The sequence below is a fragment of the Streptomyces sp. 6N223 genome (assembly GCF_052246635.1).
Taxonomy (GTDB): domain Bacteria; phylum Actinomycetota; class Actinomycetes; order Streptomycetales; family Streptomycetaceae; genus Streptomyces.
Window position 1 is genome coordinate 1 of the sequence record NZ_JBQQCA010000021.1, and the last position, 17,091, is coordinate 17,091.

The window sequence follows — 17,091 nt, forward strand, 5'->3', positions numbered from 1 at the left end:
AGATCTCCGCGCCGAGGTGGCGGGCGATCTGCACGGCCGCCGTGCCCACGCCGCCGGTGGCGGCGTGGATGAGGATCTTCTCGCCCGCCGTGAGGCCGGCGAGGTCCACCAGCCCGTACCAGGCGGTCAGGAAGGTCGTCGGAACCGCCGCCGCCTGCTGGTCGGACCAGCCCGGCGGGATGGACACCAGAGCACGCGCGTCGGCGACGGCGATGGGGCCGAAGGCGCCCTCGAACAGGCCCAGCACGCGGTCGCCGACGGCCACCGAGGTCACGTCCTCGGCCACCTCCAGCACCACGCCCGCGCCCTCGCTGCCCCGGAACACGCCCTTGTCCGGGTACATGCCGAGCACGATCAGCACGTCGCGGAAGTTGATGCCGGCGGCGCGCACCGCGATCCGGACCTGCCCGGGCGCCAGCGGCTCCAGCACCTCGGGACAGGCCACGACCTCGACGCCGTCGATGGTGCCGGCGTCGTTCGACGCCAGCCGCCAGGCCACCTCGCCCGGCGGCGGCGTCAACTCCGGCGCCGCCGCCCGCTCCAGCCGAGGCGTCAGCACGCGACCACCGCGCACCGCCACCTGCGGCTCGTCGAGCGCCACCGCCCGCGCGACGGCGTCGAGCACCTCGCCGGGGCGAGCGTCGTCGTCGATGTCGCACAGCAGGAAACGGCCGGGGTTCTCCGACTGGGCGCTGCGCACCAGGCCCCACACGCCGGCCGCCGCCAGGTCGACGTCCGTGCCCTCGTCCACGGCGGCGGCGCCGCGGGTGACGAGCACCAGCCGGGCGTCGGCCAGGGCCGGTTCCTCCAGCCACCGCCGCGCCAGCGCCAGCGCGCCGGCGGTCACGGCCAGCGCGCCGTCGGCCGATTCCGGGTCGCTGCTCTCGGACGCGGGAACGCCGGCGAGCACCGTCGAGGGCGTTGCCGTCCCGTCGTCGGCGCAGGCGGCGAGCAGGGCGTCGATGTCGGCGTAGCGGGGCGGCCGGTCCTCCTCCGAGGAGTCGACGTCGAACGGGAGCGGACCACCGTCCAGGACCGCCCACTCCGCGGCGTCGAAGCCGACCGATCCCGGCGCCACGGCCTCCGAGGACGCCGGCATCGGCACCCACGCGACCGCGTACAGGCCGTCGACCCGCCGCGTGCCGGCGTCGCGCAGCTGCCGCGCGCTCGTCGCGCGGACGACCACGGACTCGGCGCTGAGCACCGCGCCGCCCGCCGCGTCGGCCACCACGAGCCGGAAGCCGTGCTCCAGCGGGGACATGCGGACCCGCGCCGCGCGTGCGCCGGTGGCCCACAGCGTGACGCCGCTCCAGGCGAACGGCAGCCGTAGCTGTCCCTCCTCGCCCTGGCCGTCCAGCGCCAGGGGGTGCAGGGCGGCGTCGAGCAGCGCGGGATGGATGCCGAACCCGTCGGCGCCCTCGCCGGCCGCCTCGGGCAGCGCGACCTCGGCGAGCAGGTCGTCGCCCTGCCGCCAGGCGGCGGTCAGGCCGCGGAACGCCGGGCCGTAGCCGTAGCCCATCGCCTCGGCGCGGTCGTAGAAGCCGGCCACCTCCACCGGCTCGGCGCCCGGCGGCGGCCACGCTCCCGCCAGCACCGCGTCCGCCGCGTCCGGGGTGGCAGGAGGCGCCGAGGCCAGGTGCCCGATGGCGTGGCACGTCCAGGGCGCCGAGCCGTCGTCCGCGTCGGGACGGGAGTGCACCCGCACCTCGCGGCGGCCGTCCTCGCCGGGGGCGTACGCCACCACCTGCACGCGCAGCCCGCCGGACGCGGGCAGCGTCATCGGGGCCTGGAGCGCCAGCTCCTCGACGCCGCCGCAGCCCGCCTCGTCGGCGACCCGCAGCACCCACTCCACCAGGGCCGCGCCCGGCACCAGGGTGGTGTCGGCGACGACGTGGTCGGCGAGCCAGCCGCCGCTCCCGGCGGAGGGCAGGCGGCCCGTCATCACCAGGCCGCCGTCGGCCAGTTCGACCGCGGCACCGAGTTGGGCGTGCGCCACCGACGTGAGCCCCGCGCCCCGCAGGTCGCCCGGTCCGCCGTCCATGGCCAGCCAGTAGCGCTGGTGTTGGAAGGGGTAGGTGGGGAGGTCGGTGGTGGTGGGTGGGGTGGTGGTGTACCAGGGGTGCCAGTTGATGGTCAGGCCGGTGGTGTGGGCGTGGGCGAGGGCGTGGGCGAGTTGGTGGGGTCCGCCGTGGTCGCGGCGGAGGGTGGGGATGGTGGCGGCGGTGGTGGTGGCGGTTTCGATGGTGTCCTGGATGCCGGGGATGAGGACGGGGTGGGGGCTGATTTCGATGAAGTGGCGGTGGCCGTGGGCGAGGGCGGTGGTGAGGGTGTCGGTGAGGCGGACGGGTTGGCGGAGGTTGGTGTACCAGTAGTCGGCGTTCAGGTCGGTGGTGTCGTGGCGTTGGGTGGTGACGGTGGAGTAGAACGCGACTTCGGAGGTGGTGGGGGTCAGGCCGTCCAGGGCGGTGGTGATGTCGTTGTGGATGCGGTCGACGTGGGGGCCGTGGGAGGCGTAGTCGACGTCGATGGTGCGGGTCCGCGCCCCCTGGGCCTTGGCGGCCGTCAGGACGGTGGTGATCTCCTCGAACGGGCCGGAGATCACCGTGGCGGCCGGGCCGTTGTGGGCGGCGATGGCGATGCCCGAGGCGGCCTCGCCGAGTTCGGTGAGGAGGGTGGTGGTGTCGTCGGCGCTGAGGGTGAGGGAGGCCATGCCGCCGTGGCCGGTGAGGGTGCGGAGGGCTTGGCTGCGGAGGGCGACGACTTTGGCGGCGTCGTCCAGGGTGAGTGCTCCGGCGACGCAGGCGGCGGCGATTTCGCCTTGGGAGTGGCCGATGACGGCGGCGGGGGTGATGCCGTGGTGGTTCCAGAGGGTGGCCAGGGAGACCATGACGGCCCAGAGGGTGGGCTGGATGACGTCCACGCGGGTGGGGTCGGTGTCGGTGTCCTGGCCGCGTAGCACGGCGGTCAGGGACCAGTCGACGTACGGCGCGAGGGCGCGTTCGCACTCGGCGATCCGGGCGGCGAAGACGGGCGAGGTGTCCAGGAGTTCCACGCCCATGCCCTGCCACTGCGACCCCTGGCCGGGGAAGACGAAGACGGGGCCCGCCTTCGCGGTCGTGACCGTGCCGGTGACGACCGCCGGATCGGGCTCGTCCGCGGCCAGCTTCTCCAGCCCGGCCAGCAGCGACTCCCGGTCGTCGCCCACGATCACCGCCCGGTGCTCGAACGCCGACCGCGTCGTCGCCAGCGACCAGCCCACCTCCTCCACCTCGGCGGCGGGGAGCCGCCTGGCCAGGTTCGCGGCCTGGTCGCGCAGCGCGCCGGCGGTGCGGGCGGAGAGGACGAGCGGCACGAGGCCGCCGGCCTCGGGGGCCGCCTCCGACACGGGACGCTCCGGCTCGGGCCGGTCGGGGGCCTGCTCGAGGACGACGTGGGCGTTGGTGCCGGAGATGCCGAAGGAGGAGACGGCGGCGCGGCGCGGCTGGCCGGTCTCGGGCCAGTCGGCGGGCTCGGTGAGGAGCCGGACGTTGCCGCTGTCCCAGTCCACGTGCGGGCTGGGCCGGTCGACGTGGAGGGTGGCGGGCAGTTGGCCGTGCCGCATCGCCATGATCATCTTGATGACGCCCGCCGCGCCCGCGGCGGCCTGCGTGTGGCCGAGGTTCGACTTGATCGCGCCCAGCCACAGCGGCCGGTCCTCCGGCCGCTCCTGCCCGTACGTCGCCAGCAGCGCCTGCGCCTCGATCGGGTCGCCGAGCGTCGTGCCCGTGCCGTGCGCCTCCACCGCGTCGATGTCGGACGGGGCGAGGCCGGCGTTGGCCAGGGCCTGGCGGATCACCCGCTGCTGCGAGGGGCCGTTGGGGGCGGTCAGGCCGTTGCTGGCGCCGTCCTGGTTCACGGCCGAGCCGCGCAGGACCGCGAGAACCCGGTGCCCGTTGCGGCGGGCGTCCGACAGCCGCTCCAGCACCAGCAGCCCGGCGCCCTCGCTCCAGCCGGTGCCGTCGGCGGCGGCCGCGAACGGCTTGCACCGCCCGTCCGCGGCCAGGCCGCGCTGCCGCGAGAACTCGACGAAGGTGTTCGGCGTCGCCATCACCGTCACGCCGCCGGCCAGGGCCAGGTCGCACTCGCCGCCCCGCAGCGCCTGCGCCGCCAGGTGCATCGCCACCAGCGACGACGAGCACGCCGTGTCCACGGTGAGCGTCGGCCCCTCCAGGCCGAAGGTGTAGGCCACCCGGCCGGACGCCACGCTCGGCGTGCTGCCGGTCATGATCTGGCCCTCGTAGCCCTCCGGGATCCGGCCGAGGAACCGCGCCCCGTAGTCGTCGTACATGATGCCGGTGACCACCGCCGTCCGGCTGCCGCGCAGCGACACCGGATCGATGCGGGCGTGCTCGAACGCCTGCCACGCCGTCTCCAGCAGCAGCCGCTGCTGCGGGTCGGTGGCCAGCGCCTCCCGGGGGCTGATCCCGAAGAACTCCGCGTCGAACAGGGCCGCGTCACGCAGGAAGCCGCCCTGACTGGTGTAGCTCTTGCCCGTCCGCTCGGGGTCGGGGTCGTACAGGCCGGCGACGTCCCAGCCGCGGTCCTCGGGGAACGGCCCGATGGCGTCCACCCCGTCGGCCACCAGCCGCCACAGCTCGTCGGGGGAGTGCACGTCGCCCGGGTAGTGGCAGGCCATGCCGACGACCACGACGGGGTCGTCGGCGTTCCCGGCCGCGGGGCGAGGGCCCGGCGGGAGAGGCGCCGAGGCGGCAGCGGCCACGGTGTCGAGCAGCTCGGTGCGCAGGTGGCCGACCAGCGTCTCGGGGGTCGGGTAGTCGAAGATGGCGGTGGCGGGCAGGCGTACGCCCGTCGCGGCGTGGATGGCGTTGCGCAGCTCCAGCGCGGTCAGCGAGTCGAGGCCGAGCTGCTGGAAGGTCCGGCCCAGCTCGATGGAGTCCGGATCGGGGTGCGCCAGGACGGCGGCGATGCGCTCGCGCAGCAGCTCGCCGATCACCAGGTCCTGCTCGGCCTCGGGCAGCCCGGCCAGCCGCCCGGCCCAGGAGGGCGCCTCGGCCGCCGGGGCCGCCGAGCCCGCCGAGGCCGTGCGCACGGGGACGCGCACGAGGCGCCGCAGCAGCGGCGGCAGCGTTCCGGCGGCGGCCTGCTCGCGCAGCACGGCGAGGTCGAACCTGGCCGGCACGAGCACGGGCAACGCGCTGGCGAGCCCCGCGTCGAACAGGGCCAGGCCCTGCTCCTCCGAGATCGCGGCGGTGCCCGAGCGCGCCATACGGGCCAGGTCGGCGGTGGCGAGGTGTTCCGTCATGCCGTCTCCGACCCCCCACAGGCCCCAGGCCAGCGAGGTCGCGGAGCCGCCCTCGGCGCGGACGCGCTCGCCCAGGGCGTTGAGGAAGGCGTTCGCCGCGCCGTAGTTGCCCTGCCCGCCGTTGCCGAGGACGGACGCGGCGGAGGAGAACAGCACGAACGCCGCCAGGCCCGCGTCGCGCGTCAGCCGGTACAGGTGCCAGGCCGCGTCCACCTTCGGCGCCAGCACGGCGTCGAGCTGGGCGGGCGTCAGCGAGGTGACGACGCCGTCGTCGAGCACGCCCGCGGTGTGGATCACCGCCGTCAGCGGGTGCTCCTCGGGGACGGTGGCGAGCAGGGCGGCCAATGCCTCGGGGTCGGTGGTGTCGCAGCGCTCGACGCGCGCCTCGGCCGACAGACCGGCCAGCTCGGCCGCGAACGCCTCGATGCCCTCGGCGTCCGGCCCGCTCCTGCTGACCAGCAGCAGATGCCGGGCGCCGTGCGTCTCGACGAGGTGCCGGGCGACGAGCCGGCCGAGGGAGCCGGTGCCGCCGGTGATCAGGACGGTGCCCTCGGGGTCGAGCGGGGCGGGTGCCGCGTCCTGACCGGTGGGCTGGCCGTGCCGGCCGTGCTGGCCGGGCTCGTCGGGGAGGCCCTGGACCAGCCGGGGCACCAGCGCGCGGCCGTCGCGGAGCGCCAGGTGGGGCTCGTCGGCCGCCCCCGCGGCGGTGACCGCCGCCGCCAGCGCGTCCCGGGAGGCCGGGGCGTCGTCCAGGTCCACCACGGTGACGCGGCCCGGGTGTTCGGCCTGGGCGGCGCGCAGCAGGCCCAGGACCGAGGCGCCCGCCAGGTCGGCGGGGGAGTCGTCCGGCTCGGCCGCGACGGCTCCGGCGGTGAGGACCACCAGACGGGTGCCGGCGAAGGCGTCGTCGGCCAGCCAGTCGCGCAGCAGCGCCAGGGTCCGGTGCGTGGCGGCGCGGACCAGGGCGGGCGGCTCGTCGGCGTCGGAGGCGTCGCCGGCGTCGTCGGCGTTCTCGGTGGCTCCCACGACGATCAGGTCGGGTGCCGGCGCGCCGGCGGCGAGCGCGGCGCGCAGCGCGTCGAGGTCCCGATGGCGCGTCACCCGCTCCTCGGGCAGCGAGCCGGTGGCGGGGTCCGTCGCGTCCGAGCCGATGACCGCCCAGGTCTCCGAGGCCGACGCCGACGCCGAGGCGGACGCCGCGAAGGGCTCCCACTCCAGCCGGTACAGCGACCTGTCGGCCTGGCCAGCCCCGGACCGCCACCGTTCGGCGGAGACGGTGCGCAGCGCGAGGGAGTCGATGGTCGCGACCTCGGCCCCCGCGTCGTCGGACAGCCGCATCGTCACGCTGTCCGGGCCCGTCGGGGTGACCCTGACCCGCAGCCGGGACGCGCCGCGCGCCAGCAGCCGCAGGCCGCCGAAGGAGAACGGCAGCCGGACCGTGCCCGGCGCGCCGCCCGCCTGGTCCTCGCCGGTGAACAGCTCGCCGATGGGGTGCAGGGCGGCGTCGAGGAGCGCGGGGTGGACGGCGTACGCGGCGCCGTCGCCGCGCTGTTCGGGCGCGAGGGCCACCTCGGCGTACATCTCGTCGCCGGCCCGCCACGCGGCGCGCAGCCCGGTGAACGCCGGTCCGTACCGGTAGCCGTCGGCGGCCAGCCGCTCGTACAGCCCGTCGACGTCGATGGCGACCGCCCCGGCGGGCGGCCACTGGGCCGGCGGCTCGGCGGCCTCGGCCGCGCCCGCCCGCCCGAGCGTGCCCGTGGCGTGCCGTCGCCACGGGCCGGACGGCCCGTTCTCCGCGGCGTCCGCGGCGTCCACGGCGTTCGCGTCGTCCGCCGCGTCAGGTTCGCCGCCGGACGGGCGCGAGTAGATCGTGACGGCGCGCCGGCCGGACGGCTCGGCGGCGCCGAGGGCGACCTGGAGGTCCACCGCCCCGGCCGGGGGCATCAGCAGCGGCGCCTCGAGCGTGAGGTCCTCGATCCGGTCGCAGCCGCCTCGCTCGCCGGCGTGGAGGGCGAGTTCCACGAAGAGCGTGCCGGGCAGCGGCACGGCGTCGACGATGGCGTGGTCGGCCAGCCAGGGCTGGCTGCCCAGCGACAGACGGCCCGTCAGCAGCACCCCTCCGTCCGCCGGTTCGAGGGCGGCGCGCAGCAGCGGGTGGTCGCTCGCCTCCAGCCCGGCGGCCCGCACGTCGGCCTCGCCCTGCGAGGGATTGCGCCAGTAGCGGCGGCGGTCGAAGCGGTAGGTGGGCAGCTCGGTCGCCGAGGCGCCGGACGGGAAGGCGGCGGCGAATTCGACGGCCTCGCCGTCCACGTGCAGCCGGGCGAGCGCCGTGAGCAGCGTGCGGGACTCGTCGCGTCCCTTGCGCAGCCCGGTGGCCAGCACGGGCTCGCCCGCGCCCGAACCCTGGCCCGGCCCCTCGGCGGACAGGCAGTCGCGCGCCATGGTGGTCAGCACGGCGTCGGGGCCCAGCTCCAGGAAGCGGCTGACGCCCTCCGCGCGCAGCGCGGCGATCCCCTCGCGGAACCGCACCGGCTGCCGGGCGTGCCGCACCCAGTAGTCGGGGTCGCACAGCTCCTCGGCTCCGGCGAGCGCGCCGGTGACGTTCGACACGACGGCGATCCGCGGCGGGGCGTACGCCAGCGAGGCCGCGACCCGCCGGAACTCCTCCAGCATCGGCTCGATCAGCGGCGAGTGGAACGCGTGGCTGACCGCGAGCCGCCGGGTGCGGTGCCCGCTCTCCCGCAGCGTGCGGGCGATGTCCTCGACGGCCTCCTCCTCGCCCGAGACCACCACCGAGGACGGGGCGTTGACGGCGGCGAGCGCGACCCGGTCCTCGCGGCCGGCCAGCAGCGGCGCCACCTCCTCCTCGGCGGCCTCCAGCGCGACCATCGCGCCGCCCTCGGGCAGCGCCTGCATCAGCCGTCCCCGGGCGGCGACCAGCCGCGCGGCGTCCGGCAGCGACAGCACCCCCGCGACGTGGGCGGCGACCAGCTCGCCGACCGAGTGGCCCGCCAGGTAGCCCGGCACCACGCCGAAGGACTCGACCAGCCGGTACAGGGCCACCTCGACGGCGAAGAGCGCGGCCTGCGTCACGCCCGTGGCGTCCAGCGGCGACGCCTCGCCCTCGCGGGCGGGCGCGAAGACCAGCTCGCGCAGCGGCCGCTGCCCCTCGAGATGGGAGTCCAGCGCCGCGCACGCCTCGTCGAAGGCGGCCGCGAACGCCGGGTACGCCGCATACAACTCGGCGCCCATGCCGGGGCGCTGGCTGCCCTGACCGGTGAACAGGAACGCGCTGCCGCCCAGCCGCGCCGGCGCGGACGCCAGCGTCGCGTCCGGGTGGGAGGTTCCCTCCGCGAGCTCGGCGAGCCGGGCGCACAGCTCCTCGCGGTCCGCGCCCAGCACGACCGCCCGGTGGTCCAGCGCCGACCGCGTGGCCGCCAGGGACCAGCCGATGTCGTCGACCGGCACGTCCGGCCGCGCGGCCACGTGCTCCGCGAGCGCCGCGGCCTGCGCCCGCAGCGAGGCCGCTCCGCGCGCCGAGACCACCCACGGCACGACCGTGCCCTCCGGCCGCGGCGAGGCGTTCGCGGGGGCCGGGGCCCCCGGCTCCTCCGCGTCCTGCGGCTCCGGGCGGCTCGGGGCCTCCTCCAGGATCAGGTGGGCGTTGGTGCCGCTGATGCCGAACGACGACACCCCGGCCCGGCGCCGCCGGTCCCCCGACGGCCACGCCACCGGCTCGGCCAGCAGCCGCACCGCGCCGCCGTCCCAGTCGACGACGGGCGTCGGCCGTCCGGCGTGCGGCAGGGCGGGCAGCGCGGCGTTCCGCATCGCCATGACCATCTTGATGACGCCGGCGACGCCCGCCGCGCCCTGCGTGTGCCCGAGGTTCTGCTTGACCGCGCCCAGCCACAGCGGCCGGTCGTCGTCGGGGCGCTCCTGACCGTAGGTCGCCAGCAGCGCCTGGGCCTCGATGGGGTCGCCCAGCGTCGTGCCCGTGCCGTGCGCCTCGACCGCGTCCACGTCCGACGGCGAGAGCCGGGCGTTGGCCAGCGCGGAGCGGATGACGCGCTGCTGCGACAGGCCGTTGGGCGCGGTCAGGCCGTTGCTGGCGCCGTCCTGGTTGATCGCCGAGCCGCGGATGACCGCGAGCACGCGGTGGCCGTTGCGCTGGGCGTCCGACAGGCGCTCCAGCAGCAGCAGCCCCACGCCCTCGGAGAACGCCGTGCCGTCGGCCGACTCGGAGAACGCCTTGCAGCGGCTGTCGGCCGCCAGGCCCCGCTGCCGCGCGAACTCGGTGAAGACGTACGGCGTCGTCATGATCGTCACGCCGCCGGCCAGGGCCAGGTCGCACTCGCCGCCCCGCAGCGCCTGCGCGGCCAGGTGCATCGCCACCAGCGACGACGAGCACGCCGTGTCCACCGTGACGGCCGGCCCCTCCAGGCCGAGGGTGTACGCCACCCGGCCCGACAGCACGCTGGGCGCGTTGCCGGTGACCAGGTAGCCCTCCGCGGCCCGGTCGACGTGCGGCGTGCCGAAGCCGGGCAGCGCGGTGCCCGCGTACACGCCGACGGGCCCGCCCTTCAGCGACGCGGGGTCGATGCCCGCCCGCTCCAGCACCTCCCAGGCCACCTCGAGCAGCAGCCGCTGCTGCGGATCGACCGCCGCCGCCTCGCGGGGGCTGATGCCGAAGAACTCCGGGTCGAACAGGTCGGCGTCGTGCAGGAACCCGCCCTCGCGGGCGTAGGTGGTGCCCGGGTGGCCGGGGTCCGGGTGGAACAGCCGCTCCAGGTCCCAGCCGCGGTTGGCCGGGAACGCCGTCATCGCGTGCCGGCGCGCGGCGACGAGGTCCCACAGGTCCTCGGGCGAGGCGACCCCGCCCGGGTAGCGGCAGGCCATCGCCACGATGGCCACCGGCTCGCGCTGTCCGTCCTCCACCTCGCGCAGGCGTGCCCGGGTGTCGTGCAGGTCGGCGGCGACTCGCTTGAGGTAGTCGACCAGCCGCTCTTCCGTCGCCTCCGTAGTCATTGCACTCCGAGTTCCTTGTCGATGAAGTCCAGGACCTGGTCGGTCGTCGCGGCCTGGAGCCGCTCGGCCGCGCCGCCGCCGTTCTGGCTCGTGGCGTGGGCCGTCTTCCACGTGGCCAGCAGCGACTCCAGACGCGCCGTCACCGCCGCCGGGTCGCCTCCCTCGCCCGCCTCGCCGCCGTTGGCTCCGTCGGCGCCGGGTGCGGCGAGCGCCGCCAGCGCCGTGAGTGCCTCCTCCAGGCTGGTGAGCTGGCCGAGCACGGGCGCGTAGGCGTCACGGGCCGCCGGCGCCTGGCCGTCGGGCGCGAGCTGGGTGCGCAGGTGCTCGGCCAGCGCCGTGGCCTCCGGGTAGTCGAAGATGACCGTGGCGGGCAGCCGCAGGCCGGTGGCGGCCGTGACGCGGTTGCGCAGCTCGACGGCGGTCAGCGAGTCGAACCCGAGCTCCTTGAACGCCGCGTCGGCGGGCACGGCGGCGGGGTCGGCGTGCCCGAGCACGGTGGCGGCGTGCCTGCGGACCATGTCGGTCAGCAGGCGGCGCTGCTCGGCCGGGGCCAGCCCGGCCAGCCGGGACGCCCAGTCCCCGGGATCCTCGCCCCCCGCCCCCGACGACGCGGTCGGCCGCGCCGCCGCCCCGGCGGAACGGGCGTCCGCCGCGAGGGCGCGCAGCGGCGCGGGCAGGGCCGCGGGGGGCTGCGCGGCCAGGCCGCGGGTGTCCAGGTTCAGCGCGAGCAGCGCGGGCCGCCCGTGCCCGAGCGCCGCGTCGAACAGGTCCTGCCCCTGCTCGGTGCTGGTGGGAACGATGCCCTGGCGGGCGATGCGCGCCACGTCGGCCTCGGTCAGCCCGCCGGTGAGCCCGCTCGCGGCGGCCCACAGGCCCCAGCTCACCGAGACGCCCGGCAGGCCCTCGGCGTGCCGCCGCTCGACGAGCGCGTCGCAGTAGGCGTTCGCGGCGGCGTAGTTGGCCTGCCCCGGGGTGCCGAGGGTCGAGGCGAAGGAGGAGAACAGCACGAACATGCCCAGCGGCATCCCGGCCGTGGCGGCGTGCAGGTGGGCCGCCGCCGCGGCCTTGGCGTGCCACACCTCGGCCAGGCGCTCCTCGTCCTGCGAGGGCAGCATGGCGTCGGCCACGGTGCCCGCCGCGTGGACGACGCCGGTGAGCGGATGCGCCGGGTCGACGCCCGCGAGCGCCTCGGCGAGGTCGGCGGCGTTCCCGGCGTCCGCCGCCGCCACCCGCACCCGCGCGCCGAGTTCGGTGAGACGGGCCGTCAGCTCGCCCGCCCCGGGCGCGTCCGGGCCGCGGCGGCTGAGCAGCAGCAGGTGCCCGATCCCGTGCGCGCGCACCAGGTGTTCGGCGATCAGGCCGCCGAGGGTGCCGGTGCCCCCGGTGATCAGCACCGTGCCGTCCGGGTTCAGCGCGGGCGGCACCTCCAGCACCAGCTTCCCGGTGTGCCGGGCCTGGCTGAGCTGCCGCAGCGCCTGCCGGGCCTGGCCGAGCCGCCACGCGGCGACGGGCAGCGGCGTGAGCTTGCCGTCGGCGAACAGCCCGCCCAGGCCGGCCAGCATCTCGGCGATGCGCGCGGGACCGGCGTCCGCGATGAGGTCGAACGCCCGGTACGCCGCGCCCCCGTGGTCCCGCGCGACCCGCTGCGGATCGCGCACGTCCGTCTTGCCCATCTCGGCCATCCGCCCGCCGGGCGCCAGCAGCCGCAGCGAGGCGTCGGTGAACTCGCCCGCCAGGCTGTTGAGGACGACATCCACGCCCCGGCCGCCGGTCGCCGACCGGAACGCCTCCTCGAAGTCGAGGTCACGCGAGGAGGCCCGGTGGGCGGCATCGACGCCCATGCCCTCCAGCACCGGGTGCTTGGCCGGGCTCGCGGTGGCGTAGACCTCGGCACCCAGGTGCCGGGCCACCTGCACCGCCGCCATGCCCACGCCGCCGGTCGCGCCGTGGATCAGGACGCGCTCGCCGGGACGCAGCCGGCCCAGCTCGACCAGGCCGTACCAGGCGGTGAGGAACGCCACCGGCGCCGCCGCCGCCTCCCGCATGCCCCAGCCGTGCGGCACGGGGGCGAGCATCCGTGCGTCGGCTACCGCCAGCGGGCCGAACGCGTCGTCGAACAGGCCCATCACGCGGTCGCCGACGGCGAGGCCCGTCACGTCGTCGGCCACCTCGGCGACGACGCCGGCGCCCTCGCTGCCGATGGTCGCCGAGGCGTCGGGATACATGCCCAGGGAGATCAGCGCGTCGCGGAAGTTGAGCCCCGCGGCCCGCACGGCGATCCGCACCTGCCCGGGCGCCAAGGGCGCGGCGGCGCGCGGGCTGGGCGCCGCCGTCAGGCCCTCGGGCCCGGTCGTGCCGGCCACCAGGCGCCAGGCCCGCTCGCCCGGCGGGGGCGCCAGCTCCGCCTCACGGTCCGCCCGCGCCATCCGGGGCACCAGCGCGCGCCCGCCGCGCAGCGCGAGCTGCGGCTCGTCGGCGCGCACGGCCTCGCGGACGGCCGCCGCCAGGTCCGCGTCATCGGTGTCGGCGTCGGTGTCGACGAGGAGGAAACGCCCCGGCTGCTCCGTCTGCGCGCTGCGCAGCAGTCCCCAGACCGCCGCGGCGGCGGGGTCCACCGGCTCCGCGCCCGCGTCCTCGACGCGCACCGCCGAGCGGGTGACCACGGCGAGCCGCGCGCCCTCGCTCCCGCCGCTCACCGTCAGCCAGGCCTGAGCCAGCGTCAGGACGCGGCTCGCGGCGCTCAGGCCCGCGTCGGCCGCGTCGGCCCCGGCCGGGTCCGCGCCGCCGGCCGGCGCCACGGCCACCACGGCCTGCGGGACCTCGGCGCCCGCGTCCACGGCGCCGGACAGCGCGCCGAGGTCGGCGTAGCGCTCGGCGCCGGGCAGCTCGGGGGCGTCGTCGCCCAGCACCGCCAGCGTGACCGGGGCCGCCGCCGCGTCGGGCGTGCCGGGCAGCGGCGCCCACTCGACGGCGTACAGGCCGTGCGAGCCGCGCGCACGGCTCGACGCGCGGAGCTGCTGGACGCTGGTCTCGCGCAGCGCGACCGCGTCCGCGCTGAGCACGGGTGCGCCCGCGGCGTCCGCCACCAGCACCCGCAGCCCGCCGCCCGGCAGCGGCGACAGCCGGACCCTGACGCGCGTCGCGCCGCCGGCCCACAGCGACACCCCGCTCCAGGTGAACGGCAGCAGCACCTCACCGCCCGAGCCCTCGGCGTCGAGGTGACCGGCCAGCAGCACCGGCTGCATCACCGCGTCGAGCAGCGCGGGATGGATGCCGAAGCCGTCCGCCTGGTCCGCCGCCTCCGTGGGCAGCGTCACCTCGGCCAGCGTGTCATCGCCGTCGCGCCACACGCTCTCGAGGCCCCGGTAGTGCGTTCCGTAGCCGTAGCCCGCCGCCTCGGCCCGCTCGTAGAACCCGTCGGTGGCCACCGGCCGCGCCGCCGGGGGCGGCCACGCGCCGTCCAGGCCGGGCGGCACCGGTCCGGCCCGGCCCGGCAGCAGCGTGCCGGAGACGTGGCAGAGCCAGGCGTCCGGCTCGGGCACCCCGGCGTGCTCGCCGTCCTCCTCGGGCCGGGAGTACACGTGCACCGAACGCCGGCCCTCGCCGTCGGCGGCGCCCACCACCACCTGGACCAGCAGGCCGCCCGAGGCGGGGAACGCCGCGGGGACCTGGAGCGCCAGCTCCTCGATGCCGCCGCACCCGGCCTCGTCGGCCGCCCGCAGCACCCACTCCATCAGCACCGCGCCGGGCAGCAACGCCACGTCCGCGACGACGTGTTCGGCCAGCCAGCCCGCGCGGGCCGCCTCCGGCAGCCGCCCGGTGAGCAGCAGGCTGCCGTCCGGCAGCCGCGCCGCCGCCGGCAGCAGCGGGTGCCCCACCGGGATCAGGCCCGCGCCCGCGACGCCGGCCGCGCCGCCGAACGCGCCGGACCCGCCGGCCCCGGCGGAGCCGCCCTCGGTCGGCAGCCAGTACCGCTCCCGCTGGAAGGCGTACACCGGCAGCGGCACCGCCCGGGGCGCGGGCCCGTCACCGGCGGCGTACCAGCGGGTCCAGTCGACCGCGACGCCCGCGACGTGCGCCTCGGCCAGCGCCCGGCACAGCCGCTCGGGGCCGCCCTCGTCCCGCCGCAGCGTCCCGATGCCCACGGCGGCGACGCCCGCCGCATCGAAGCACTCCTGCATGCCGAGCAACAGCACGGGGTGCGCGCTGGCCTCGACGAACACCCGGTAGCCGTCGGCGAGCAGCGCCTGGACGGCGTCGGCGAAGCGCACGGGCTGCCGCAAATTGGTGAACCAGTAGCCGGCGTCCAGGCCGGAGGCGTCCATGCGGGCGCCGGTCACCGTCGAGTAGAAGGCGACGTCCGAGGCGGCGCCGGACACCCCGGCGAGCACCTTGGCCAGCTCGCCGGCGATCCGGTCGACCTGCGGGCCGTGCGAGGCGTAGTCCACGTCGATGGCGCGGGCCCGCAGACCGTCGCCCTGGGCGGCGGCCACCAGCTTCGCGACCTGCTCGGGCGGCCCGGACACGACCGTGGACGACGGCCCGTTGACCGCCGCGACCGTCACCTCCGGCGCGTGCGAGGCGGCCAGCTCCTCGGTCAGCTCGACGCCGCAGCCCAGCGAGGCCATGGTGCCGTGCCCGGACAGCGCCCGCAGGGCCAGCGCCCGCAGCGCCACCACGCGGGCGCCGTCCCGCAGCGTCATCGCGCCCGCGACGCAGGCCGCGGCGATCTCGCCCTGCGAGTGGCCCACCACGGCCGCCGGCCGCACGCCGTGCGCCTCCCACACCGCGGCCAGCGACACCATCACCGCCCACAGCACCGGCTGGAGCACATCGACCCGGCCGATGTCGGCCGCGCCGTCGGCGCCGCGCAGCACGTCGGTCAGCGACCAGTCCACGAACTCGCCCAGCGCCGCCTCGCACTCGGCGACGCGCGCGGCGAAGACCGGGGAGGCCTCCAGCAGTTCGACGCCCATGCCGAGCCACTGCGACCCCTGCCCGGGGAAGACCATGACCGGGCCGGCGCCCACGTCGCCCGCCACGCCCCGCACCACGGCGGGGCCCGGCTCGCCGGCCGTCAGGCCGTCGAGCGCGGCGAGGAGCCCGGAGCGGTCCCGGCCCACCACCACGGCCCGGTGCTCGAATGCCGAGCGGCGCGTCGCCAGCGACCAGCCCACGGCGGCGGGGTCGCCCGCCGTGCAGTCCGCGCCGTCCGCGCCGTCCGTGCCGTCCGTTCCGTCCTCCGCCAGGAACGCGCCCAGCCGCGCGGCCTGCTCGCGCAGCGCTGCCTCGGTGCGCCCCGAGACGGGCCAGGCCACCACGCCGTGGGCGGCGCCGCCGGCCGCAGGCGCCGGCTCCTCATCGGCGTCCGGGGCCTGCTCGAGGATCATGTGCGCGTTGGTGCCGGAGACGCCGAACGACGACACCGCCGCGCGGCGCGGCCTGTCGCTCGCCGGCCAGTCCTGCGGCTCCGTCAGCAGCCGCACCGTGCCGTCGCTCCAGTCCACGTGCCGGGTCGGCTCGTCGATGTGCAGGGTCCGGGCCAGCTTCCCGTCCCGCAGCGCCATCACGGTGTTGATCGCGCCCGCGACCCCGGCCGCCGCGTGCGTGTGGCCGATGTTCGACTTGATGGAGCCGAGCCACAGCGGCCGGTCGCCGGGCCGGTCCTGGCCGTAGGTGGCCAGCAGCGCCTCCGCCTCGATGGGGTCGCCCAGCCGGGTGCCCGTGCCGTGCGCCTCGACCATGTCCACGTCCGCGCTGGTGAGGCCCGCCCGCGCCAGCGTGTCCCGGATGACGTTCTCCTGGGCGACGTCGTTGGGCGCGGTCAGGCCGTTGCTCGCGCCGTCCTGGTTGATCGCCGAGCCCCGCAGGACGGCCAGCACCTCGTGCCCGTTGCGGCGGGCGTCGGAGAGGCGTTCCAGCACCAGCAGGCCCGCGCCCTCCGAGAAGCCGGTGCCGTCGGCGGCGGCGGCGAACGGCTTGCACCGGGCGTCGGGCGCCAGCGTCCGCAGCCGGCAGAACTCCGTGAACATCAGCGGCGTGGACAGCACCGTGACGCCGCCCGCCAGGGCCAGCGAGCACTCGCCGCGCCGCAGCGCCTCGCCCGCCAGGTGGATGGCCACCGTCGACGAGGAGCAGGCGGTGTCGACGGTGACCGCGGGCCCCTCGAAGCCGTACGTGTACGCGATGCGGCCGGAGATGATGCTCGTGAGGCTGCCGGTGGTGGCGTAGCCCTCGAAGCCGTCCGGGATGCGCGGCATGCCGGAGATGTAGTCCTCGCTCGACACCCCCACGTACACGCCGGTGCGGCTGGCGCGCAGCGTGTCGGGGACGATGCCGGCGCGCTCCAGCGCCTCCCACGACAGCTCCAGGAGCAGCCGCTGCTGCGGGTCCATGCTCAGCGCCTCGCGCGGGCTGATCCCGAAGAAGGCGGCGTCGAAGCGGTCGACGTCGTAGAGGAAGCCGCCCTGGCTGACGTAGCTGGTGCCGACGTTGCCCGGGTCGGGGTGGAAGAGGCCGTCCAGGTCCCAGCCCCGGTCGGTGGGGAAGTCGCCGATCGCGTCGCCGCCGGCGAGCACGAACTGCCGCAGCTCCTCGGGCGAGCGGACCTCGCCGGGGAAGCGGCAGGCCATGGCGACCACCGCCACCGGCTCGTGCTGCCCGTCCTCCAGCTCCCGCAGACGGGTTCTGGTGTCGTGCAGCTCGGTGGTGACCCGGCGCAGATACTCGACCAGTTTCTCTTCGCTGACCATTCGTCACCGGCC

2 protein-coding genes are annotated in these 17,091 nt (G+C 77.0%); both read right to left on the reverse strand.

What is annotated here, in order from left to right; translation table 11 throughout:
- Window positions 1–10,327 (reverse strand): SDR family NAD(P)-dependent oxidoreductase (locus ACTWQH_RS15175; RefSeq protein WP_443287055.1); only part of this gene is annotated, 10,327 nt, incomplete at its 3' end.
- On the reverse strand, window positions 10,324–17,079 hold the full coding sequence (locus tag ACTWQH_RS15180; RefSeq protein ID WP_443287056.1) for an SDR family NAD(P)-dependent oxidoreductase: 6,756 nt from the start codon (window positions 17,077–17,079) through the stop codon (window positions 10,324–10,326). The genes ACTWQH_RS15175 and ACTWQH_RS15180, both read right to left, overlap by 4 nt.
- Window positions 17,080–17,091: the final 12 nt, after the last annotated feature.